Origin of the sequence: Lishizhenia tianjinensis, from assembly GCF_900116425.1 — a bacterium.
Classification (GTDB): Bacteria; Bacteroidota; Bacteroidia; order Flavobacteriales_D; family Crocinitomicaceae; genus Lishizhenia; species Lishizhenia tianjinensis.
Genome location: NZ_FPAS01000006.1, coordinates 108,554 through 133,752, shown reverse-complemented (window position 1 = coordinate 133,752; position 25,199 = coordinate 108,554). Strand labels below are relative to the sequence as shown.

The 25,199-nt window shown below is 37.7% G+C and carries 18 protein-coding genes; 11 read left to right on the top strand and 7 right to left on the bottom strand.

From position 1 onward, the window contains the following. The first annotated feature begins 39 nt into the window (after window positions 1-39). The 5 genes from BM327_RS14560 (at window position 40) to BM327_RS14540 (ending at window position 5,064) form a co-directional block, all read left to right on the top strand. On the top strand, window positions 40-918 hold the full coding sequence (locus BM327_RS14560; RefSeq protein ID WP_090252454.1) for an EI24 domain-containing protein: 879 nt from the start codon (window positions 40-42) through the stop codon (window positions 916-918). Then, on the top strand, window positions 915-2,294 hold the full coding sequence (locus tag BM327_RS14555) for a PD40 domain-containing protein (RefSeq protein WP_090252451.1): 1,380 nt from the start codon (window positions 915-917) through the stop codon (window positions 2,292-2,294). Before BM327_RS14560 ends, BM327_RS14555 begins: the two co-directional genes overlap by 4 nt. Window positions 2,295-2,631: 337 nt before the next feature. Continuing rightward, on the top strand, window positions 2,632-3,261 hold the full coding sequence (locus tag BM327_RS14550) for a DUF4290 domain-containing protein (protein WP_090252447.1): 630 nt from the start codon (window positions 2,632-2,634) through the stop codon (window positions 3,259-3,261). Window positions 3,262-3,267: 6 nt separating this feature from the next. After that, entirely contained in the window at window positions 3,268-4,572 is a 1,305-nt protein-coding gene (gene murA, locus BM327_RS14545) for a UDP-N-acetylglucosamine 1-carboxyvinyltransferase (protein ID WP_090252442.1), read from the top strand. A gap of 3 nt (window positions 4,573-4,575) precedes the next feature. Next, window positions 4,576-5,064 (top strand): TlpA family protein disulfide reductase, encoded by a 489-nt coding sequence (locus BM327_RS14540; RefSeq protein WP_090252439.1) that lies wholly within the window; start codon window positions 4,576-4,578, stop codon window positions 5,062-5,064. Between the two features lie 124 nt (window positions 5,065-5,188). On the opposite strand, the gene purS is transcribed toward BM327_RS14540, so the two are convergent. Both purS and BM327_RS14530 read right to left on the bottom strand, forming a co-directional pair. Continuing rightward, window positions 5,189-5,440: a phosphoribosylformylglycinamidine synthase subunit PurS gene (gene purS / locus BM327_RS14535; protein WP_090252434.1), complete on the bottom strand. Its 252-nt coding sequence runs from the start codon at window positions 5,438-5,440 to the stop codon at window positions 5,189-5,191. Then, window positions 5,424-6,299: a CDP-alcohol phosphatidyltransferase family protein gene (locus tag BM327_RS14530; RefSeq protein WP_090252430.1), complete on the bottom strand. Its 876-nt coding sequence runs from the start codon at window positions 6,297-6,299 to the stop codon at window positions 5,424-5,426. Before BM327_RS14530 ends, purS begins: the two co-directional genes overlap by 17 nt. 135 nt (window positions 6,300-6,434) lie before the next feature. Between BM327_RS14530 and BM327_RS14525 the strand changes: the two genes are divergently transcribed. From BM327_RS14525 to BM327_RS14505, 5 genes are all read left to right on the top strand, one after another. After that, the gene (locus tag BM327_RS14525; RefSeq protein WP_244526234.1) at window positions 6,435-7,541 is read left to right on the top strand and encodes a putative type IX sorting system protein PorV2; all 1,107 of its coding nucleotides are present in this window, start codon (window positions 6,435-6,437) and stop codon (window positions 7,539-7,541) included. Further along, complete coding sequence (locus BM327_RS15990; RefSeq protein WP_090252424.1) at window positions 7,538-9,367, top strand: C25 family cysteine peptidase; 1,830 nt, start codon at window positions 7,538-7,540, stop codon at window positions 9,365-9,367. Before BM327_RS14525 ends, BM327_RS15990 begins: the two co-directional genes overlap by 4 nt. Continuing rightward, a complete protein-coding gene (locus tag BM327_RS14515) occupies window positions 9,295-12,717 on the top strand; it encodes a C25 family cysteine peptidase (protein WP_090252419.1) in 3,423 nt (1,140 codons plus the stop codon). The genes BM327_RS15990 and BM327_RS14515 overlap by 73 nt, the downstream gene beginning before the upstream one ends. Before the next feature lie 140 nt (window positions 12,718-12,857). Continuing rightward, entirely contained in the window at window positions 12,858-13,847 is a 990-nt protein-coding gene (locus tag BM327_RS14510) for a Wzz/FepE/Etk N-terminal domain-containing protein (RefSeq protein WP_090252416.1), read from the top strand. A 4-nt stretch (window positions 13,848-13,851) separates the two neighbouring features. Next, entirely contained in the window at window positions 13,852-15,285 is a 1,434-nt protein-coding gene (locus tag BM327_RS14505; RefSeq protein WP_090252412.1) for an O-antigen ligase family protein, read from the top strand. 222 nt (window positions 15,286-15,507) lie between these two features. Here BM327_RS14505 and dnaJ read toward each other — a convergent pair whose 3' ends face one another. The 3 genes from dnaJ to BM327_RS14490 form a co-directional block, all read right to left on the bottom strand. Next, window positions 15,508-16,632 carry a molecular chaperone DnaJ gene (gene dnaJ / locus BM327_RS14500; protein WP_090252407.1) on the bottom strand — a complete coding sequence of 375 codons (1,125 nt, stop codon included), beginning with the start codon at window positions 16,630-16,632 and terminating at the stop codon, window positions 15,508-15,510. A 12-nt stretch (window positions 16,633-16,644) separates the two neighbouring features. Continuing rightward, window positions 16,645-17,187 (bottom strand): nucleotide exchange factor GrpE, encoded by a 543-nt coding sequence (locus BM327_RS14495; protein WP_090252403.1) that lies wholly within the window; start codon window positions 17,185-17,187, stop codon window positions 16,645-16,647. Between the two features lie 142 nt (window positions 17,188-17,329). Then, entirely contained in the window at window positions 17,330-19,021 is a 1,692-nt protein-coding gene (locus BM327_RS14490) for an ABC transporter permease (protein ID WP_170853777.1), read from the bottom strand. Between the two features lie 49 nt (window positions 19,022-19,070). On the opposite strand from BM327_RS14490, the gene BM327_RS14485 reads away from it, so the two are divergent. After that, window positions 19,071-20,294, top strand: a complete 1,224-nt coding sequence (locus BM327_RS14485) for an exo-beta-N-acetylmuramidase NamZ family protein (RefSeq protein WP_090252395.1) — start codon at window positions 19,071-19,073, stop codon at window positions 20,292-20,294. A 56-nt stretch (window positions 20,295-20,350) separates the two neighbouring features. On the opposite strand, the gene purE is transcribed toward BM327_RS14485, so the two are convergent. Together purE and BM327_RS14475 are read right to left on the bottom strand one after the other, a co-directional pair. After that, window positions 20,351-20,830 carry a 5-(carboxyamino)imidazole ribonucleotide mutase gene (gene purE, locus BM327_RS14480; RefSeq protein WP_090252390.1) on the bottom strand — a complete coding sequence of 160 codons (480 nt, stop codon included), beginning with the start codon at window positions 20,828-20,830 and terminating at the stop codon, window positions 20,351-20,353. A 27-nt stretch (window positions 20,831-20,857) separates the two neighbouring features. Continuing rightward, a complete protein-coding gene (locus BM327_RS14475) occupies window positions 20,858-25,177 on the bottom strand; it encodes a SpoIIE family protein phosphatase (protein ID WP_090252382.1) in 4,320 nt (1,439 codons plus the stop codon). Window positions 25,178-25,199: the final 22 nt, after the last annotated feature.

Here is a 25,199-nt window from a genome sequence, read left to right as displayed (position 1 = left end):
GGGGCTTTAATATTATATTTATAGCTCTGGGTTTAACGTATGGAGTTTTTTAAACATTTCGCTTTAGGGATAAAGAATTATTACAAGGCAGTACGATTTATTATTGCTCACAAATTGTATTGGTATTTCCCCATTCCTGCTTTATTGATGCTGGGAATTTATTTTGTCGGTAATCAAGCCCTAACTTGGCAGTCTACCTGGAGCGAACAATTGGGGTGTTTGGAATGTGAAACCATGAACGATACCATTTGGTTTGTGCTCAAGTTACTGCTTTCTATAACGGTCGGACTCATCTTAATGAAATTCGCCAAGTACATTGTAGTGGTATTACTGTCGCCCATGATTTCATTGATTTCTCAGAAAGTGGAGACCATTTTAACGGGTAAAAAATATCCTTTTGACTTCAATCAAACCCTACACGATGTACAACGTGGGATACAAATAGCCTTCAGAAATGTGATGTGGGAATATTTTTTCTTCCTGATTATTTTAATTTTTTCATTCATAGGTTGGGACGATCCTAAGGCTTCTCCAATTTTCTACCTTACCTTTGTTATAGGGTTCTTTTACTATGGTTTTAGTTTTATCGACTACGTAAATGAACGCAGAAGGTTGGACATAGATCAGAGTATTTTCTTTGTGAGAAATCACAGAGGTTTGGCTGTAGCCATTGGAAGTATATATTCTATTTTTATATTAGTGCCAGTTGATTTAGGGGTGATGTTTGATTTTTCGAACTTTGGAAAAGCTCCTTTGAAACAATTTGGAATCATAGCCTTAAATATGGTTTTATGGTTTCTGGCCTCCATTGCTCCTATACTCGCCATAGTAAGTGCTACGCTTTCTATGCATGATATTGTCGATCTGAATAACAACAAATATTCAGTGAAAGTAACTGAAAAAAGAAAAGACGAATGAAAAATATTACCATGCTACTATGTGCACTTTTTATAAGTGCTTCTTATTTGTTCGCAGCTCCTGCAGATACAACAAAGATCTCTTTAAGAGAAAAAACGGCTTCTTTACTTATGGTAGAAGACGGTAAAAAAGATTTTGCAGAAGGGTACACAAGAACAGCTATCGTTAAGTTTCGTCAAGCCTTATTGAAAGATCCTGCAAATGCAGCGGCAGCTTTTTGGGTGAGTAAGTGTCACAATGAATTCAAAAACTATGGATATGCCTTGAGTTACGCGAAAGATGCATTGGGAATAGATCCAAAGGTAGATGATGAAGTGTTTTACATTATAGCGAATGCTTACCACCGCATGAATGAGTTGGATATGGCCCTTGAATATTACAAGAAATGTAAGGATGAAATGAGTTCTTACGCCGTAAGTGTTTTGAGGATAGAAGAAAGGATGGCCGAATGTACCCGAGCGAAGGAAGCTGGTTTAACAGCTGCTGGAAACGATGCCATTAAACACATTTTACCCGAAGACATTAATTCTGGTTTTGACGATTACGGTGCGGTCTTGTCCAAAGATGGAAAGACGCTTTATTTTGTTTCAAGAAGAGTAAATACAAAGGGTGGGGGAGTAAACCCGGATGATCAAAGGTTTTACGAAGATATTTACAGCGTGGCTTGGGATAAAAACGCAACAGCATTTGATAGTGTAAGTAATGATTTGGCCCAATTAAACAGCATAGGTTTTGATGCGATTAATGCCTTCAATAGAAATGGAGGAGCAGCTTACATTACTTTAAACACGAGTACAGTTGAGGTAGGGAGAAGTTTTACAACCAAGGGGTCTGATATTGCTATCTCTCGAAAGGACGAAAGCGGTGCGTGGATGCAACCCGTAATTATAGACGATGCTAACATCAATACCTCTTTCTTTGAAGGTTCTGCAACCCTAGATAAATTTGGAAATACGATGATTTTCGTTTCAGATAGAAATGGTATGGAGAAAAGATCGGATTTATACATTTCTAGAAAAGAAGAAGGAAAGTGGACACGTGCTGTTGCTTTACCAGATAACATTAATACTAGAGAAAACGAAACTACTCCTTTCTTAACTCCTGATGGGAAGTATTTGTTCTTTTCGTCGAATGGTTTAGAGGGGTACGGAGATTACGATATTTATGTGTCTAAATATTTAGGAGATGATAAATGGAGCGATCCTGTAAACTTAGGTCCTGAAGTGAACTCTGTTACCAGTGATACGCATTTTCAATACTATCCAGAGTACGGAGTGGCTTTTTGTAGTAGCATTCGTTTGCAAGATGAAAAGTCGAGTATGGATTTATATGTAATTGATTTAAAGCAACTCACGACTTTTAGTTTGCCGAAATAAAGGCCAGGGTTAAGAAAACTTCTAAATCATTTGGCATTAGTAGGCTAGAATAATTATTTTTGTATCAAAATTAAATAGAATGTCTGATAACTTTTTTGATCAATCAACAGCAGCAGTAGGTACAATTTACACAATTATTGCTTTAGCAATTATCGGTGGTATCTTAATGTTTGGTTAGAAAATTTTTCTAACCATTTTTTTTGTTTTGTGGAGATCACTCCACGCACTTTTTGGTGTCAACAACTCTGCGCTTCCCTCCCTGCATTGTTGATACTTAACAATAATTTTACCTACCTTACAGTCGCCTAAACCATTTTAACTTATTACATTTGAAAGTATGGGATACAACAGTCTTGAGTACAATACTCAACGAAGAAAAATGCAGATTCCCGAATACGGCCGTAACGTGCAACGCATGATTAACTATGCCGTAAAAATCGAGAATAGAGAGGAAAGAAATAAAGCCGCAAAGGCAATCATAGAGGTGATGGGTCAACTTAATCCTCACTTAAGAGATGTAGACGACTACAAGCATAAATTGTGGACGCACCTTTTTATCATGTCCGATTTTAAAATGGATTGTGATTCTCCTTATGAAAAACCAACTCCAGAATCATTGGCTGAGAAGCCAGCGAGAATGAAGTACCCGAAAAATAAAATCAGATTCGGTCATTTTGGAAACTATGTTCAAAAAATGATAGAAGAAGCGGTTAAATTAGAAGACGGGGAAGAAAAGGAGTTCTTGAAATATACCATTGCGAACTTGATGAAACGTCACTACCTCGTTTTCCATACAGGAAACGTGGAGGATAAAGTAATTGCAGATCACTTGTCAGAATTGTCGAAAGGGAAATTGAAAATAGATGATCTCAATGTATTTACTGCGACCAACCAAGTATTAAAGCAATACGGTATACAACCCAACAAACGCAAGAAAGTAGTTAAACCGAAAAAAAGAAAAAAATAAATATTCATGGCATCATTTGAAATTAACGGAGGTAAAAGACTTCAAGGTGAACTGGTTCCACAAGGAGCAAAAAATGAAGCATTACAAGTTTTGTGTGCGGTTTTAATGACACCTGAAAAAGTTACCATTTCCAATTTGCCCGACATCATAGATGTAAACAAACTCATCAACCTACTCCAAGCAATGGGGGTAAAAATTGAGAAGGTGGAAAGGGGGACCTTTATTTTTCAAGCCAAGGATATAGATTTAGACTACTTACAAACAGAAGATTTTAAAAATAGAGCCTCGTCTTTGAGAGGATCTATCATGATTGTTGGTCCTTTATTGGCCCGATATGGTAAAGGTTTTATGCCTAAACCGGGTGGGGATAAAATTGGACGTAGACGTTTAGATACACACTTTGAAGGTTTTGCCAAACTAGGTGCGAAATTTAATTTCGATCAGCAAGCTTACTTTTATTCTGTAACGGCTGAAAAATTAAAGGGTACCTACATCCATTTAGATGAAGCTTCAGTTACAGGTACGGCCAACGTATTAATGGCCGCTGTTTTAGCCGAAGGTAAAACAACAATTTACAATGCCGCTTGTGAGCCTTACTTGCAACAACTTTGTAAGATGTTGAATAAAATGGGAGCTAAAATCTCAGGGATTAGTAGTAATATGTTGACCATAGAAGGGGTGAGCGAATTGGGTGGATGTTTCCACAGAGTTCTTCCTGATATGATAGAAATTGGTTCTTTCATTGGGTTGGCAGCCATGACACAATCTGAGATTACCATCAAGGATGTGAGCTACGAAAATTTAGGAATCATTCCTCAAACTTTCCAACGTTTGGGTATAGATATGGAATTAAGAGGAGATGATTTGTTTATTCCAAGTCAGGAATCTTACCAAGTAGATACCTTTATTGATGGGTCTATCTTAACCATAGCAGATGCACCTTGGCCTGGGTTTACGCCTGATTTATTGAGTATAGTTCTGGTTACAGCTACACAAGCCATGGGTTCAGTTTTGATTCACCAAAAAATGTTCGAATCTAGGTTGTTCTTTGTGGATAAATTAATCGACATGGGTGCGCAAATTATTTTGTGTGATCCACACAGAGCTACAGTAATTGGTTTGGATAGAAAACACTCGTTAAAAGGTATTCAAATGACTTCGCCTGATATTAGAGCTGGAGTTTCATTATTGATTGCAGCGCTTTCTGCAGAAGGTAAAAGTGTTATCCATAATATTGAACAAATCGATAGAGGTTACCAAGACATAGACTTACGTTTGAATAACCTTGGTGCCGATATCAGAAGAATGTAAAACATGAAATTACTAAGTATACTCCTTGTTAGTTTTCTGTTCACGGCGAGTATGCCCAAGAACAATGAGAAAGCTTACAGCGTTGTATTGAAAAATCAAAAAGGGAAAGAAATTTCTTTGAATGATCTCAAAGGAAAATACGTCCTTCTTGATTTTTGGGCCTCTTGGTGCGGACCATGTAGAAAGGAAAACCCCAACGTGGTTGAAGCTTATCAAAAATACAAGAAGGCAAAATTCAAAAACGGTAAGCACTTTGAAGTATTTAGTGTTTCTTTAGATAAAGACAAAGAAGCATGGAAAAAAGCCATTAAAGACGACGGTTTGAAATGGAAATACCACGGTTTTGATGAAGGCAGTGAGGTAGCTAAGAAATTTGGAATTCGAAGTATCCCATACTCTTTCTTGATTGATGGAGAGGGAAACATTGTTGCTCAAGGAAATGAATTACGTGGATTTAAATTGCACGTGGCTATCGAAAATGAAATGGAGTAATATTCCATAAGATATTGATAAGAGGGAGTAAATGTTTTTACTCCCTTTTTTGTGTCCCTAAATTATCCTCAAAAAAAAAGACCGTCTAAACAGACAGTCTTTCTTAATAAATATGTTGAGCGAATTAAGCTTCTTCAATGTGGAATGTGTAGCTCTCCATGATTTGGTTAGCCAACAACTTTTTACAAGCTTGTTCTACCTTCTCAGATGCTTCTGTTTCGTTAGATGCTTCTACGAATAATCTTACGTGTCTACCTATTCTAACACCATCAATTTCCGGTAAACCAATATTTTTCATACTGTTACTAACAGCTTTCCCTTGTGGGTCTAAAAGAGCCTCTAATGGCATCACATCAATCTCAGCTTTGAATTTCATGCTTTCTATTTTTAATCAAATAATTATCAATAATCGATAAAATCAGGTACAAAAGTATAATAATTGGTAGAGCCCACACTAATAAAAGTGCAATTAATATTAAACTTATTAATAAAAAGATGTATCTAAGCCCGTTTTCCTTGAATTTCAAGCTTTTGAACTTTAATGAAAATAAAGGAAGTTCAGAAACAAGTAAGACACTAAAAACAACTGTTAGGGTCATCAAGACTTGATCTTGTATGAGTACTGTAGATAAAGTTGCTCTCCAATCATCCGTTCCAAAGCCATCCCATAGCATGAGGGCAAAAGAAGCAAAGAATATGGTGTTTGCCGGTGTTGGAAGTCCTATAAATGAAGTAGTTTGTCTGGTGTCTAAATTGAATTTGGCAAGTCTGAAAAGTGAAAAGAAAGGAATGATGAAACCTACGAAAGGTAAAAACAAGTACCAGCCTTTGAAGTGAGGAGGATATAAAGCAGACTGATTACCCAACAAGTCGTTGAAGTAACTTTGTATCCAGTAAGAGATGTTGTACCCGAAAGTACCATTCATCCAAAAGTTTTGCATGCTACCACCTTGTTGTACGAAAATATCCATAGCTCCGCCAAGTATGAAAAGGACGAATACGATAATGCCGGGAGCAAATCCAAAACTCACCATATCGGCCAAAGAATCCAATTGTTTTCCTAGCTCGCCAGAAAGTTTTAAGGCCCTGGCCAACATCCCGTCTAAAAAATCAAAAATCGCAGCTAAAAAGATGAAGAGAACAGCAAGCTCTAATCTGCCACCTAAGGCGAAAATAATTGAGGCACATCCAGATAAGAGGTTTAGACCTGTTGTTATATTGGGAAGTGTAAACATTCTTTTTAGCCCGAAAATAGGAAGATAATTGTTGTTGAACTAACTATTAATGCTAAAAATCGTTTTATATTATGCAGGAAGTTTTTTTTGCTGTAGATTAGAACAATTTTTAAAGCCTTTCGCAGTTATTAGACTATGAAAAATACATTGAAGTTAACCGCCCTTACTGTTTTATTCAGTTCATTTTTTATGAACGCATCGGCGCAAGAAAGTACTGTTGCCCCGAAATATTCGAATGAATTTTTACAGATTGGAGTAGGTGCACGCGCTTATGCCATGGGTAATGCCAATGTGGCAAATGTAAACGATGTAACGGCTGCTTATTGGAATCCAGCAGGTTTAACCCAAGTCGACGATTGGGCTGAGGTGGCTTTAATGCACTCAGAGTATTTTGCTGGAATTGCCAAATACGATTACTTGGGAATCGCTCATTCATTAGATAAGAAAAGTACGGTGGCATTTTCTGCTATTCGTTTTGGAGTAGATGACATTCCAAATACGACTCAGCTTATCGACAATGAAGGTAGAATAGACTACGATAGAATAACAACATTTACTGCGGCAGACATGGCTTTTCTCTTTTCTTATGCAAGAGAATTAAATGTAAAAGGTTTGTCTTTTGGAGGGAATTTTAAAGTAGTACACCGAAAAGCAGGAGATTTCGCAAAATCTTGGGGTTTTGGACTCGATGCCGGTGTGCAATATCAAATGAATAAACATTGGAATTTCGCCTTGATGGGAAGAGATATTACTTCTACCTTCAATGCATGGATGTTTAATTTAGACGATGCCACCAAAGAGGTCTTCATCGAAACAGGTAATGAAATTCCAGAAAATGGTTTAGAGCTTACCCTACCGCGTTTGATTTTTGCAGCCAGTTACCGACATGATCTTGGTAAAAATGGAATGTTTATCAATGCAGAGGCGAATTTAGACCTGACTACAGACAAAAGGAGAAATGTTTTACTTCAAACGGATTTGTTAAGTGGAGATCCACACCTAGGAATTGAAGTAGGGTATAAAGAATATGTTGCTTTGAGAGCAGGACTTAATAAAGTTCAACAAGTTAAAGATTTCGACGATAATATGAGCTACACCTTTCAGCCCAATGTTGGTATAGGTGTAGGTTTTAAAGGAGTAACTTTAGATTACGCGTTTACCAACCTCGGTGGAGCGGTGAATGCATATACTCATATTATTTCACTCAAATTTGGCTTGGATAAACCTAAAAATATGCGATGAATAAAATACTAACTCTTCTTCTACTACTCCTCAGTTTTGGTGCTTTTTCTCAATATGGGAATGAATGGATCAACTATAACCAAAAGTATTATTCCTTTAAAATTGTAAAGGATGGTATTTATCGCTTGAGCTATGAAGACTTGTTAGCAGCAGGTATTCCAGTGAATACTTTTCCCCACCAACATATTAAAGTTTTCGGAAAGGAAAAAGAAGTGCCCCTCTACATAGAACTTGGAAGTACGCCTGCCTTTGATTCTACAGATTTTATTGAATTTTATGCTGAGCGCAATAATGGGTGGTTAGATGAACAATTGTATGCTTCTCCAAGTGATATTGCGAACCCTGAATATTCTTTGTATAACGATACCTTAATCTATTTCATTACTTGGTCTCCAAGCCCAAGTTTGCGTTATTTTAAAGAAACTGATAATAATTATTCAGCCTATAATACCACGCGGTATGTTTGGAATAAATCCGTTAAAGCCTATTCGAACAAATACTATTATGGAACCACAGAAGGTGTTGGACATAGATCTATTTACGAAGCTGGAGAAGGTTGGGGAGGTGGAACCTATAACGGAGGAGCGAATTGGTCTGGTGGTTATCACAATTTGTCAACTCCAAATATTTATGGTTATGGTCAAAATTTAAATCAACCAAATGCAGTATTTAAGTCTAAAACTATTTCAGCATCGAATGCAAGTTTCAGCGGACCGGGTAATCATCATGGAGCATGGTTTATCAACCAAGGAGGAGGAACTCTTTATGATTTAACGGATACAATCTTTAACGGATATAAGAGCATTTATCATGAAAAGCAATTCAATGTAAACGAATTAAACAACGGAACTTCCAGCTTTCTATTCCAAGTAACTCCAGATTTAAATGTTGCTTCAGATCGACAAGCCATAAATTATTTATCCATAGAATATCCCCAATCACCCACGAGTGCCAATTACTTAGAAGTGGAACTTGATGATCATTCTCAAGGTAAAAACTACATTCAATTTGCCGGTGGAGGAAGTGCGGATAGGGTATGTTATGTATTGGGTGGGAACGTACCCAGAAAAACCCGTATGGAATATTTTAACGGTGCTTGGCACACAATCATTCCTAATGCCAACAACGGTAATCGACAAAAAATCATTATCAGCAGAACGAGTTTAATTAGTAATGTTACCGATATTGAACCTGTAACACCATCTGGATATTTTACGGATTACTCACAGGTAAATGCAGACTCGGCTTATATTATTGTTTACAACAAAAAAATAGAAGCAGGTACTTTTCAATATGCGGCCTATAGAGGTTCTGTGGCGGGTGGACAAAATAATGTGCTCACAGCCGAAGTAAAGGAATTGTATTTACAATATGGAGGCGGAATTGAGAAGCACGTGTTAGGGATTAAAAGATTCTTGCACCACATCTACGACATTGCTCAGGTAAAACCTGCTGCCCTATTGGTTCTTGGAAAAGGGGTGAGAGAAGCTAATCCTCCTAATTCAACCTTTGGGCTAGGAACGCGAAAAAACAACGGAGCCTATCAAATGTCTCTGGTTCCGAGTTATGGTTACCCATCGTCAGATATATTGTTAACCACAGGCTTTACTCCGCAGTACAGCTGGGTGCCGGCAATTCCAACTGGACGTGTTTCCGTAAAAGACAACAATGAATTAATCAATTACCTCAACAAGGTAAAAGAATTTGAACTGGCGCAAGATCAAAACAGCGTATACACGAAAGATGAAAAGGAATGGCAGAAGAAAATTCTCCACTTTGGGGGGGGTCTACTGCAGCACAGCAAAACTTGTTTAAAGCTTATTTAGGGATCTATGAAAATACAATAGAAGGTGCCGATTTTGGCGGCGAAGTTTTCTCTTTTTACAAAACTACTTCCAACCCAATTAACCCAGTAGATTTGAATGTGTTGTTTGATAAACTGCAGACGGGAGTGTCGTTGATGACCTTCTTTGGTCACGCCACACCAGATGGGTTTGACTTAAGTGTTGAAGATCCTCAAAATTGGAATAACCAAGGTAAATACCCTTTGTTAATCGGAAATGCATGTTTGAGTGGGAATATTTTCTTACCCAACTATTCTTCAGCATCCGAAGAATTTAACCATGCGCAAAACGCCGGTACCATAGGTTTTTTATCTTCTTCGGAGTACGGATATCCTTATATGTTGAATATCTACACTACTGAATTGTATAGACAAATGGGCTTCAAGAATTACGGACAAACCTTTGCCCAACAAATTCAAGAAACCATAAAAATTAATGAACAGAATTTTGCTGGAAATTTCTTATTGCAGGCAACAACTGCTCAAATGATTTTCCACGGAGACCCCGGCTTGCGCTTAAATTGGCATGCGAAACCAGAAATTGATTTAGAAATAGATGATGTTTTCTTCACACCCGAAGATATTTCTTTGGCAACCGATTCTTTAACGGTCAACATCATTTTAACGAATTTAGGAAAGGCCATAACAGATACCTTTAATTTAGAGGTTAGAAGAGATTTTCCGCTTAGTGCTGTAGACAGTGTCTATAATTTGGCCATCAATGGGTTGTTATATAAAGATACTTTTAAGTTAACCATCCCCTTGCAAACAACCATAGCGCTGGGAGTTAACAATTTCCAAATACAAGTAGATTTACCTTCCTTTATTCCTGAAAACTATGATGAGTTTGGGAACAACAAAGTGGACAAAACTTTCTACTATAAAGTAGATGGAATCATACCCATATTGCCACATAATTACGCTGTGGTTCCCAAGGATAGAATCACAATCAAAGCATCCACGGTAAATCCTATTGCCGATTTTAATACCTATTTGTTCGAAATTGACACCACTGATTTGTTCAACAGTCCGGAAAAAAGAAAGTTGACAAAAAGTGGAATAGGTGGGGTATATGAAGTGGCCTTTGATGAATGGAAAAACGCAAATTCGAACCTAGTAGATCCTTTAATTTTAGAAGATAGTGTTGCTTATTTCTGGAGAGTGGCTGTTGACAGTACGGTTCCGCAATGGCGCGAGTATTCGTTCCAATACATAGAAGGAAAAGAAGGTTGGGGACAAGACCACTTCTTCCAGTTTAAGAACGGAAGTTTTAACAACGTAGACTACGTTCGTGCGCACAGAAAAAGAGAATTCGGACCTATACAAAAAACAATTTCTGCCGAGGTGTATGATCATAGTAACTCTGTGTATACCATGTGGAAGCTTAACGGAGCTATGGTGGATTACGCCATTTGTCAACCCGTTACTTCTATACACGTTGCAGTGGTCGATCCGGTAACCCTAGAACCGTGGATGAGTAGTTGTGCCGCAGGTACCTATGATCCTGCTATGGATTTCGGGAATATTAATGATGACTGTGCGTGTAGACCGCGTTCTGAAGGATATTTCATTTTCAGACAAAACAGTGCACAACAGTTGCAGGCGTTGAATGATATGTTACTCAATGGTATTCCTAATGGTTATTATTACATCGTTTACACGGCTAGAAATGCTGAGTTTGATAACTGGCAAAACTTAGCTCCTGACTTGTTCAATACCTTCCAAAATACATTAGGTTCTGATAGTATTTTTGTAGGCCAAGATGATATGGCGTTCATACACATAGGTCAAAAAGGAAACCCAGCATTTACAACAGAAACAGTTGCTCAAAATGTATATGATTTTATAGAGTTAGAAGCCGTTATTTCCGGTTTCGATTACAAGGGTTCAGAAACATCTACCATCATTGGTCCGGCTGCAGAATGGAAAACGATGTATTGGAAACAAGATGCCTTAGAAGCACCTACAGCAGATTCCACAAGGTTGATTATTCAGGCTCTGGACCACAGTAAAAATGTTGTTTTAACCTATGATACACTCTTTACCCACAACGATTCTATTACCAATTTTAACCAGTTCATTGATGCTGCAAATTATCCCTACTTAAGGTTGATTGCCAAGTATGAAGATCAATTGAAATTAACACCGGCGCAAGTAGACAGGTGGCACGTTTTATATTCTCCTTTACCTGAGGCGGCTATAGATGGTTCGCAAAATTACTACACTTGGATTCCGGGTAAAGACACCTTAAACGAAGGGGAGGACATCAGTTTTGCGGTAGATGTGCGTAACATAGATGATATAGATATGGACTCTTTGCTGGTGAAATACTGGATAGAAGATAAGGATAGAAATATTATTCCACTTCCATATCCAAGGCAAGATAGTTTAAGAGTTATTGATGTGTTGCGCGATACCATTACGTTTAATACCCTTGGCTTGAGTGGACTAAATTCACTTTGGATGGAGGTCAACCCTTATGTAAATGGAAGTTTAGTTACCACAGACCAACCCGAATTAGCTCACTTTAACAATGTGTTACAACGCTCTTTCTACGTTACTGGAGATGATGTTCATCCTATACTAGATGTTACCTTTGATGGAATTCATATTTTGAATGGTGACATTGTGAATCCTCAAGCAGAGATACTCATCACTTTAAAAGACGACAATGATTTCTTAGTGATGGATAGTGATGCAGATACTACTCAATTTGGAATTTTCATCACAGATCCTGATGGTATACAAAAGAGAATTCCTTTCATGCATAACGGAACTGTTGTGATGGAATGGATACCTGCCAATGATCAAAACAAGCGCTTTAAAATTATCTATCCTTCTTTGTTTAAGAAAGATGGGATGTATGAACTTTACGTGCAGGGTGCAGATAGATCAGGGAATTTATCGGGTGATATAGAATACAAAGTGAACTTTGAGGTAATCAATGCATCAACAATTACGCAAATGATGAATTACCCCAATCCCTTTTCAACTTCTACGCAATTTGTGTTCACCTTAACAGGAAGTAAAGTGCCCGATCAAATTCGTATACAAATTATGACCGTTACAGGTACGGTTGTTAGAACCATTACGGAAGATGAAATAGGTCCTATACGCATAGGTAGAAACATCACGGAGTATGCATGGGATGGTAGAGATGATTTTGGCGATCAATTGGCCAATGGAGTTTATATCTACCGTGTAGATGTTCAAATTGATGGTGAAGACATTACCCGAAGAGAGGTGAATATTACCGATGAAAACAATGAAAAGGTTAACTTAAGCGATAAATATTTTAAAAATAATTTCGGTAAAATGTACCTGATTCGATAGGTTTTAAACCCGAATTAATGAATTGAAAGTCGCATCTTAGGGTGCGACATTTTTTTGTGTACAATAAAACCCGTAACTAATAGTTTATTCCTTCATAAAAGAAAATAAATAAGATTATTTTTGCCCAAAATTTCTCGACTATGGAAAAAACAGAAACCAACAACTCAGGAGCGCAAGACTTACTTATCTTTTTGTGGGCGAAACGAAAAGTGATTATAGGTATTTCGGCAGTAGCTTTTGTAATCGGAATTGTAGTTTCTTTAATGATGACCGTTTTGTATCAATCTACTGCTATTGTTTTCCCAGCGGCAACAAGTACAGTTTCTTTCTCAGAACAAAGAAATGCCAAGGCAAATGCTATGGACTTCGGAGAAGAGGAGCAAGCAGAGCAGTTGATCCAAATCTTACAATCATCTAAAATCCGTAATAAGATAGTAGAGCGCTTCAACTTAATGGAAGTGTACGAAATAGACCAAGATGATCCCAACCGTTACTTTAAATTGGGTAAAGCTTACGAACAACACATTGCTTTCGAGCGTACGCGTTACGGATCTATTTTAATTGATGTTTTGGATGAGCAACCAGAACGCGCAGCAAACATTGCCAACAAGATTGTAGATTTAATCGATACGGTTAAAAACGATTTGATTAAGGAAAGAACAATTCCTGCTTACGAAGTAAACAAACGTAAGTTAGATAAGTTGAATGAATCTCAAAGAGAACTAATTGCTGAAATGGACAGTTTGGCAGCTATGGGGGTAGTCGGACCAGAAGCTAGAGCAAATTTGTTTAGTGCATTGAATGAATCTAGACCGGAAGACAGAGAGTTTTTCAGAAAGCAAATCGAAGTAAACGTGAAGTATGGTTCGCGCTACGATGCCTTGGCAGATTTAAGAGAATTCCGTATCGAAAAGTTAACAGATCAAGAGGTTTCTTACGAACAGGCTGAATCGGATGCTTACGAAAACTTTACGCACAAATTCGTTGTAGAGAGTGCGGTTCCTGCAGATAAAAAAGCAAAACCAAAGCGTTCTATTATCGTTCTTTTGATTACTTTCTCTGCCTTTGTTTTAACAATTTTCTACTTGTTAGTAGCGGAGAAAATTAAGGAATTAAAAAAGGTAGCGTAATTCTATGCTGCTACTAAAAAATAAATTGATCTGGCCTTTGGTGGGAATTTTTATTCTCCTCAATGCTTATTTTATGCTCGATGGAAATTACTACCTCAATGTAATTCCCTTGGTGCTGTTGGTCGTTTATTTTGCTATTTTTCATACCGAACAGGTCTTTCTTTTAGTAGCCTTGCTAACGCCCTTATCTGTCAATTTAGAAGAATTTACAGATGGTAAAATGGGACTCTTTATTCCTACTGAGCCCCTTTTATTTGGATTGATGTTGTGGATTTTAATGCAGCATTTTCACAAAAGATTCCTACCGCAACATCTGTGGAAACAACCAATCGTTTGGGCCCTAGGTTTCTACCTGTTTTGGATGTTTACTACCTCGCTAACCAGCTCTCACGTCTTGGTGAGTTTTAAGTTTTTGTTGGTCAAGCTCTGGTTCATCATACCTGCATTGCTCTACGGTACCTATGTTTTCCGTAAAAAACAACGCATCAAAACCTTCTTATGGCTCTTTGCAACGGGTATGGTCATTACCATGATTTACACCGTAATTAATCATAGTTTATATGCATTTGGTGAAAAGGAAGGGCACTGGGTTATGTCACCCTTCTTTAAAGATCACACCATTTACGGAGCAGCTGTAGCTTTAAATTTATACATCGTTTTGGCCTTATTACTCTCCAAAAAACACGATCCCCTTACTTTGGTGGTATTGGTGTCTTTTCTGGTGGTGAACCTTGTTGGTTTGTACTTTTCATATACGCGTGCCGCTTGGTTATCTGTGGTTGCAGCCTTTTTGGTTTATCTGTGTATACACTTTAAAATCAAGTTTAAATATTTGGCAGGACTCACCGTTTTTGCAGGTTTAATTGTACTGTTTTCTTGGGATACCATACAAATGGAAATGGCGCGTAACGACAAGGAGCATACCACAGAAGATTTTGGTGAACGTTTACAGTCTGCAACCAACGTAACAACAGATGCTTCCAATTTGGAACGTTTAAACCGTTGGGATTGTGCCATAGAAATGTTTAAAGACAGACCGGTGTTTGGGTACGGACCAGGAACCTATGCCTTTGAATATGCACGTTTTCAAGATCCAGAAAATTTAACCATTATTTCTACCAACTTTGGAGATGGAGGTAATGCCCATTCAGAATACTTGGGTCCGCTTTCAGAGAGTGGTTTACTCGGACTCGTTAGTATATTGTTGGTGGTTGCCGCTATTTTCTATCAAGGAATTACCCTCTATATTAAGTACCCACAAGAAGATACGGAGTACAGAAGAATCATTCTTTTGTTGGTCCTGGCTTTGGTAACCTATTTCGTTCACGGTTTCTTAAATAACTATTTAGATACCGATAAAGCCTCCATTCCTATCTGGGGTATATGTGCCATCTTCTTAGCCTTAGAAGAACGTCGTAAACAGCATATAGAAGGCTAAGTTTATCCTTTCCTAGATTAGGCTGCCTTTTCCCGCTATCCATTCTACTCCTCGTTTTAAAAGCAAGTAATATTAGGTCAAATACCAAGCTTCTAAAGTCGCTTGCCCTTTTCCCATATTTCTAACTTTTTAACCTTCGGGGTGCCATTGCTATCGGGGGCAGAAACAAAAAATCCCGATACATCTGTAATGCATCGGGATTTTTAAGTACTAACTATAAAACTAGGCTTGGAACATGTCCTTCACCCTTTGGAAAAAGCCTTTTTCCTTCCCGTCTGGGTTAGGGATAAAGTTTTCGCTTTCTCTTAATTTTTCCAACATCTCTTTTTCTTCCTTAGAAACATTCTTCGGCGTCCAAACGTTGATGTGGACAAACAAATCTCCATTGCTATATCCTTGAACACTTGGTAAACCTTTACCTCTTAAGCGCAACATTTTGCCACTTTGTGTTCCTGGATCTACTTTAATTTTCACTTTGCTACTTACCGTTGGTACTTCTACACTTGCACCTAAGGCAGCATCTGCAAAGTTGATGTAAGCTTCGTAGTGAAGGTTGTCACCATCTCTTCGTAAGCTTTCATGTGGTACTTCTTCAATAACAATCAGTAAATCACCTGGTATACCGTTGAAGGGTCCCGCATTACCTTTTCCTCTTACAGAAAGTTGCATTCCTTCCTCAACTCCAGCAGGGATGTCGATTTCTATCACCTCTTCCTTGCGCTCTAAACCATTGTTATCTGCTCCAGAAGGTTTTTTACCAATTACTTTACCCGTACCGTTACAAGAAGAACACGTCGTTTGCGTTTGCATGGCTCCGAATGGAGTGTTGGCTACACGCGTTTGTGCTCCGGTTCCGTTACAAGTAGAACAATCGTTGAAAGTTACTCCTTCTGCGTTTACTAACTTGTTTACTTTTATTTTCTTCTTAACCCCTTCAGCGATTTCTGCCAAAGTAAGTTTAATCTTAACTCTAAGGTTGGTTCCTTTCGAGCGTCTTGGTCCTCCACCGCGACTTCCGCCACCGAATCCACCAAAAGCTCCACCGAATATGTCTCCAAATTGAGAGAATATGTCATCCATATTCATACCTCCACCACCGAATCCTCCTCCGGCAGCTCCTCCAACTCCAGCATGACCAAATTGGTCGTAACGCTGACGTTTTTGATCGTCGCTCAACACCTCGTAAGCCTCAGCCGCTTCTTTAAACTTCTCTTCAGCTTCCTTGTTGTCTGGGTTTTTATCCGGGTGATATTTCAAGGCGAGTTTACGGTATGCCTTTTTGATTTCAGCTGCTGCCGCTCCTTTTGAAACACCGAGTACCTCGTAATAATCTCTTTTTTGACTCATATTATCTTTTTCCTATTGACCAACTACTACTTTTGCGTAACGCAATACTTTGTCGTTTAAGTAGTATCCGTTCTCAATAACATCAACTACCTTTCCCTTTAATTCTTCTGTAGGAGCAGGTATGTTTGTAATTGCTTCGTGCAAGTCTGCATCAAATGCCGTTTCTTTAGATTCCATCATTTTTAGTCCTTTAGAACTTAAAATGTTGTTCATCTTGTTGGCAATTAACTCAAAACCTTCTTTTAAACCATTCACATCTTCTGTCGTGGCATTGCTCTTAATTGCACGCTCAAAATCATCTAAAATTGGGAGCAAGTCTTTGATAACTCCAGCACCAGCGTTGCTAATTAAATCAGCCTTCTCTTTGATGTTTCTCTTTCTGAAATTATCGAAATCAGAGTATAGTCTTAAATACTTGTCGTTCAACTCATTGTACTTCTCCTCCCAAGTAGGTTCTTGAGGAGTTTCTTCTTGGCCTTCAACTTGTTCAGTTGCTTGCGCATCCATCTCTTCTTGAGTTATTTCTTCTTGTATTTTATCTTCTTGCTTTGCCATGTATTTCAATTTGCTTTTGCGGAGGCAAAGATATTGCCATTAAGGGAAATAAGACACTTTGTCAGAGAAAAAATTAGAAAAAGGGCGTAGAGGCAGACAGAACGCCACCTTTACAGTAATTTTGGCGGGAAATAATTGTACACTATTTCAGTTTCATGGCCTTAACCGGACTAATTTTCGTAATCACGTAACTCGGTATAATCAAGGCGATAACACACACCAATAATGTACCCACATTCAAGGCCAAAATATGCCACAAACTTAAGTTTACTGGTACTGCGTTGAGGTAATATATATTGGCGTCTAATGGAATTATTGTAAAGTATTCTTGAAGTACACAGAAGCCTATTCCTACTAAGTTTCCGAAAAATAAACCGCGTATGATTAAGAAACTTACTTGGTACAAAAATACCTTTCTGATATTCCAATTACTAGAGCCTAAAGCCTTAAATAAACCTATGAAATTGGTTTTAGTTATGATGAGAACCAAGAGTCCAGACCCCATGTTAATTATACCTATTAAGAGCATGAGTATAAGTATGATGTAGACGTTCAAATCTAAAAAGTCGAGCCATAAGAAGATTTCTTCTCTGTCTTGTTTTATACTTCTAATGTTGTATTTGTTCAGGAGCATTTGAGATTGACCGTTCACGTCCACCGTTTCTTGGGTAATCAACATGTCTTTAATGTTGTCTACTATGGTAGAAAGTTGGTCCCATTCTTTCACACTAATTTCGTAACCTCCTATGTAGTTTTCAGAACTTCCCTTGCCATCTATGTATTCGAAATACATGGATTTACCGTGTTTAAAATGTATGGCGAATTGCGTTCCGTCTTCGTTGAGGTATTCTTTTTCTATCTCCCCAAACATATCTACATTAGCTTCGCACGGAATGTTTTTATTTCCTTTAACTTGAATTTTCAAGTAGGCGGTATCGGGTATGCTGCTGTCTTCTTCGCGTTGTGAAAGTTCCATCCAATAGTCAGAAACGATAAGTCTAATTACCGTGTCTTTCACATCACAATAGGTAAAGCCATAGTTCTTTTCGTAGCCTCGTCCCCAGTCGTATTTGTAATTTCCATTTCCACCATTAACATCTGCATAGATGAGCAGTTGATCCGCCATCATGGTGTCTGCCACCCTAATTTTTGCCTGTACTCCCCAATCGTTTAAGTCTTGCACTTGGCGTATATCAGCCAAGATGATTTCTTTATCAAATTCTTCAAGGCCGGAATTGAATATACCAGCAACAGTGAAAAGTTTTTTAACCGCGTTGTTTTCTACAAAGAAAGCTCGGGTTTTTTCATTGACCTTTAGGTTGAGGTTTTGGGCAATTTTATCAGAAATTAGAATTTCATTCGATTTGTTTTCTGCGGTGAAATCTGGAATTTTTCCTTCTACTAAATTCTCTTTAAAAAAGCTCCAATCGAATTCAGCACCGGCGCCTTTTACAACAACGCCTTGTATCTCTTGTTCCAATTGAAACGTGTCAATTCCATTGATGTTGTACCAAATGGTATCAAGTTTGGATTGAAGTAATGCCGGCTTATAGGCGAAGCTTTGTATGCTTTTTACCTCAGGTAAGTTTAAGATGAGTTGTTCAAATTCAGGGTCTTTTACTATGGGTTCTCCCTCAAAAGTAGAATACTCACCAGCCTTTAAAATTTGAGCGTGAGATCCAAATCCTGCAACTTTGTCTCTAACTTCTTCTTGAAATCCTGTAACAACGGCAATTGTTATTAAATTTACCGCTAGCGAAATGGCTATGCTGATTACGGAGATTCTGACGATAGGTCGAGAGATTTTCTTTCCTTCGTCTTTTCCCTTTTGCAACCTTTTTGCTATGTAATACGCGAAATTCAATTTTAAAATTTATTTGCTAATGTACTCAATACATAAATTTTTCGGACTTCTTTTTACTATTTCTTTGGGAGTAGGTTCGCTTCACGCTCAAAACGACTCACAAGCAACAGAGACAATACCTGTTCAAGTGGAGTTTAAAAGACCGTTACAAATGGGAGCGGAGAATACGGAAGCATACCTAGAACAATTGAAAGGCAAAACCGTTGGAGTGGTAGCCAACCAAACCAGTACAAAGGATACCTTGCATTTGGTAGATTTTCTTTTGAATGAAAAAATTAAAGTGGCACGCGTTTTTTCTCCGGAACACGGTTTTAGAGGAAATGCAGATGCGGGAGAACACGTGAAAAGCGATACAGACGCAAAAACCGGATTACCGCTTGTTTCCTTATACGGGAGTAACAAAAAACCGAGTCCAGAACAATTGAAAGGGTTGGATGTAGTAGTTTTTGACTTACAAGATGTGGGCGTGCGTTTTTACACTTACATATCTACTTTACACTATGTAATGGAGGCTTGCGCAGAGGAGGGGATAGCTGTTGTTGTTTTGGATAGACCCAATCCGAACATAGACGTGGTGGATGGTCCGGTAAGAAAGGAAGGTTTCGAAAGTTTCGTAGGGATGCATCCTATTCCAATATTACATGGAATGACCATAGGTGAGTATGCGAAAATGATTAACGGAGAAAAGTGGTTGGGAAATGGAATTTCCTGTGATTTAACTGTTGTTCCCTGCTTAAATTACCGCAGAACCGATAACTACGTCTTGCCAATCGCACCCTCTCCCAACTTGAGAACAAGAGAGGCTATTTACCTGTATCCGAGTTTATGCTTATTTGAAGGAACCGCAATGAGTGTGGGAAGAGGAACGGATACACCTTTTGAGGTGTATGGTCACCCTAATTATGGCGATAGTTCTACAGCATTTAATTTTACACCAACTCCAAGCTATGGAGCCAAACATCCTAAATTAGAAGGTGAACTTTGTAGAGGGAAAAATTTACACCAAGCAGGAAAAAAGAAAATGAATTACCTGTACTTGTCTTGGTTAATCGATGCCTATAAAAACACGGAAGTAGATGAATTCTTTACCAAAGGCGGAAATTGGTTTGATTTATTGGCCGGTACGGATGAGTTGAGAAAACAAATCGAAAAAGGTTTACCAGAAACTTTAATTAGAGGTTCGTGGAAGGCCGATTTGGATGCCTTTAAGGAAATGAGAAAAGCTTACTTGATTTATCAATAAATTAAAAGCCCACTGAGTAATTTCAGTGGGCTTTTTTTATGTCTTTAGTTTCGTGCTTAAAGATCTTTCGCACTCTCCATTACTTTTTCTTTTAACTCTTCCATGTAAGCAGATAAACGCTCTAATAATTCTGGACGAGAAGCTCCAATGATTTTAGCTGCCAAAATACCTGCATTCTTTGCTGCGTTTAAAGCTACAGTTGCTACGGGTATACCGTTAGGCATTTGAAGGATAGATAAAATAGAATCCCAACCATCAATTGAATTGCTAGATTTTACAGGAACCCCAATTACAGGAAGTGGAGTTAAGGAAGCAGTCATACCTGGTAAATGTGCAGCACCACCGGCACCTGCAACAATTACTTTAATTCCTCTTTTATGCGCGTTTTTCGCGTAGTCGAACATTAATTCTGGAGTTCTGTGCGCCGAAACAATGTTCATTTCGTATTCAACACCTAACTCTTTTAAGATATCTGCTGCTTCTTGCATGATGGGTAAGTCAGATTTGCTTCCCATGATGATTCCTACTTCTGCCATTCTATAATTTTTGCACAAAAATATGGATTATAATCTGTTTGCACCCTCTCTTTTCACAGCAATTAAACAGATGTCATCGGTTTGCTCTTCATTTTTCATCCAGTCTGCCATAAAGTTTTTAATGGCTTTTTCTTGTGCCGCCATTGGAAGTTCTTGAACGCTGTCTATAAGGTTAATGAACCTAGATTTCTTTAACTTCTTACCTTTTTCTCCTCCGAATTGATCTACGATACCATCACTGAAAAGATAAATAACATCATTTTCTAGGAAGGGAATTTTTGTGCTTTGGTAAGGGGTGGATAGCGCATGGCCTTCCCCTATATGAGAGCTGGTTCCATTTACTTCTTTGATTTCCTTGTTTTGTACTAAAAAGAACTTGCTACCAGAAACTGCATATTCCAACTCGTTGTTTTCATCGTCGAAAATACAAACTGTACATTCCATACCGTCGTTCAGTACTTCCGATTTATTTCTACGTAAAGCCTGAGTCAATCTAAGGTCTAATTGATTCAAGATTTCTCCGGCATCAATTATTTTGTTCTCTAGGATAATTTGATTCAAAAGGTTAATTCCAAGTAAGGTCATAAAAGCACCTGGTACTCCATGACCGGTGCAATCAGCTGTAATTAAAACCGTTTTGTTTTGAAGGCGCTCTATCCAATAGAAATCACCCGAAACAATATCCTTTGGAGAGAAATAAACGAAAGATTCTTTAAAGTGCTGAGCTACTTTATCAGCATCAGGAATTAAATTCATTTGTATACGTTTGGCGTAGTTCAACGAGTCGCGTATATCCTTGTTTTGGTTATTAATGATTTCGTCTTTTCTTCTTCTATCTGTAATGTTACGTCCAATACCCAAGTAACCCGTAATCACTTTTTCGTCTCCTTCTTTAAAGATGGCAGTCATGTGCTGACCCAACCATATCGTACTTCCATTTTTCGTTAAAATTGGAATTTCAGAATAGGTGTTTTTAATACGTTTTTTAAATTGATGGGAGTAGAAATCCAAAACTTCCTCTCTCCATTCTGGATGTACTACCGAGGTGTAGAAGTTTCCGATTACATCTTTAGATTTAATTCCGAGGGTCTTTTCACATTGTTTGTTTACGAAGGTCAGGTGACCAGATATATCTAATCTGTAAATTAAGTCTTGAGAATTGTTTACGATTACTTCGTAGTATTTTTCAAGCTCAATTTTTTCCGTAATATCTTGGCCGATTATTACCCTTAACTTGTTCTTAAACACTTTACAGGCAAATTGGAAGTGTTTGAGTTCACCCGTGTTTAACTCCAAAGTAATGTTGAACATATGTTTGTCTCTAAACTCTTCTAAGACTACTTTGTTAAACGGGTTTTGATTGAAGGTTTCTATAACGGAAAGCTCTGAGATATTTTTATTAATGTAAGATTCTAAATTTCTAGGAAGTAGATACTTAAAGGTTTCATTGAGGTAAACAATTTCCTGATTGGGTTTAAAGGAGGCTACCAAGAAGTCTTCATTGTTAATTACCCCAGAAGTGAAAATTAATTTTTCCAAGGCATCGTTTCTTACGTAAGTGGTAATGATTACTAAAAACAAGGTGATAAATATATCTACGATAAAAAATACATCAGAAAATAACAACTCTCCTTCTACGGTGTAAACGATAAAGAAGGAAGAAGTTAAAACAATGATGCATACGGAAATTATCTGACTGAATTTTGTGATAACGATAGGTGTAACAATGAGGGTTAAGACCACACCTAAAATGTAGAGGGGGTGAAGATTGGTGAGTTGACAACCTACGAGATTGTATCCCAATACCAATAAATATCCTATTACCGTTGGGATTTGAGGAGATTTCCTGATGTTTGGGACCATCAAAACACCAAGCCCCAGGATAAGCGTAATACCACCTGGTATCCAAGTGAGTATTGGAAAGTAAGGTAAATCTGTAACTATTAAATGTGCTGTGTTAAAGACGAGGAGTATAGTTAGGGCGCCAAAAATCATTAGAAAACCAGCTGATTTTGATTGAAGGTGTAAATCTTTGGACAGTATCATTTGGTCCACGCTGTGGTTTTTCCTTCTTACCAAATAGGTAATATTTAAGATGAGAAGCAATAGGATAAGGGAACCAATAAAACTCTGACTTTTAAAGAAAGGTCGTTTGACTACCAATTCAAGGTTGCTAATCGGACTACTGGTTTTTTTATTGAAGGAAGCTCTTATTTCAAGTTGATAGATACCCGGTCCTAAAGCACTACTAATGAGTGAAGAATTTTCTCTGCTCCAAACACTCCAGGTACCATTGTTTTTATCATTTATTCTATAAGAATAATACACCACACTACTTTGTGGATTAATCACGTTGTATTGGATGAGAACCTCCTCGTTATCTTTTAACGTAATGTAAGTTCCCTTACCTCCATATTTAATTTGCTGATTGGCAATTCTAATTTGGTCGACTATAGGTGCTTTCGGAGTATGGTATAATGGTAATTCCTTAACATCCAAAGTATAAACACCCTCCAGTGTTGCAAACCTGTAAAGTCCCTCACCAACATGAGTTATCGTATTGTAGTTTACCTCATAAACTTCGTAGCCTTCACGGTTTCCGTATAACGTAGAGTAGACAGGGAAACCTTTTTCGTTCAATTCTAAATAAACAATACCATTGGCTGTTCCAAGAATGAGATTTCCAGCTTCATCTAAAATGGCGTCGTAAACAACGGTAGATTTTATCCAAGATAACTTATCTATTATTTGAAGCTCACCATTGGGGTGATAGCCCACAAGAGAAGATGGACTCATTAACCAAAGTATCTTTCTTTTATCGTCTGGAATTGAATGTACGTAAGTGTTTGCAGCACCTTTATTTTTAAAGCTTGGAGTCAAATTATACCACTTCTCATTTTTTAGGAGTTGTGTACAACCTATACCTCCAAAAAAATAACTGTTTTCTCCGGGTACTTTTGATCCCGTGTAAAGGAAGTCAATATTTTCTTCGGGTTGATTTTTAAGATAGTTCAATCCCTTTTTTAGGTGGAAGGTGTAAAGTCCTTTTTCCTTCTCGTAAATGAAAAATTCTTCTTCGTTTTTTTTACTGATGAAACACATTTTATTTTTCAGTGCTGGAATTGCATTGACAAGTTTTGCGTTTTCATACTTGTAAACCCCATGTGTGGTACCAAAGAAATGGGTCGAGTTTTGTTGGGAATGACTGTAAACTCTAAAGGGGTAGCTCGTAAACGGACTCTCCTGATTCTGAAACCCTATAAGGGTACTTTGATCATTGTCACGCGTAAAAACGATAACGCTATCATTAAACTCATGGTAAAAGATGATGTCTGGTTCTTTAAGATCCTTGTTAAAGTTTACCGGGGTGAAAGCACATTTACTAAACTTAAAAAGTCCTTGAATCCTGGAACTCACCCATAAGTTCTCATTTCTATCAACTATAATACCTGTGGGAACTCGGATAGATTCTTTGAAATTCGATTTTAGTAGAGCGCTAACATGACCATCACTTTTGAACACTCTTCCCAAGTTGGTGATGAAATAACTGTATTGTTGAGATCTATCTGAATAAGTGATGAACTCATTGGGTAAAAATGGAGTTGTCTGTTTTAACGTGTCTATATAGAAAAACTTTGCCTGTTCATCGTTAAGAAAAACATTTACACTGCGCTTTCCATCTTTAGTTAATAAAGTGATTTTATTGTTTTCATGAAAGGCATGTATACAGTTGTTAGCCAGTTCTTTTTCCGTTCCTAACCATTGGTCTAAGGGTGTTATTTCATACGCGTCTACGACAAAGTTACCTCTGTTGGTTAATAGTATGGTAAAAGAAGGGAGTTTTAAAGTGTTGTATATTTTTGGGGCATCGCCCTTTTCAAAGGTGATTTGGTTGATGATTTGGCCTCCTGAATAAAGGGTAAGAATATCAAGCCCAGCAATAATGGTTCTGTCTTCTTTTTTTTCTACGTAATAAACAGATGGTGATTTAGAGTCGGGATGTAGCCTAACGTTTGCTAAAGAATCTATGTGACTATGAAAAAAGCCTGTGTTGTAAGATCCAATATAGATGTTTTTATCCGTGTCAAAAGAAATGGATTTGACATGTAATCCATCTTTTACCAAGACGTTGTTGTAGTACTGAAAACTTGTTCCGTTATACCGTGCAATACCTAAACCTTCTGTACCTATCCAAATGTATCCATTTTCATCTTCTGCAAGGGTGTTGATGATATTGGTTCCTATTTCTGTTTTGTGATCAAAATTTTGCACTTTGAAGGTTTGGCCATAGCCAATACAGCTCCAAATTGAAGCAAGAAGGAAACTAAGAAAGTAGTATTTTACCATTAAACTTTTTTTGCAGTGCTTC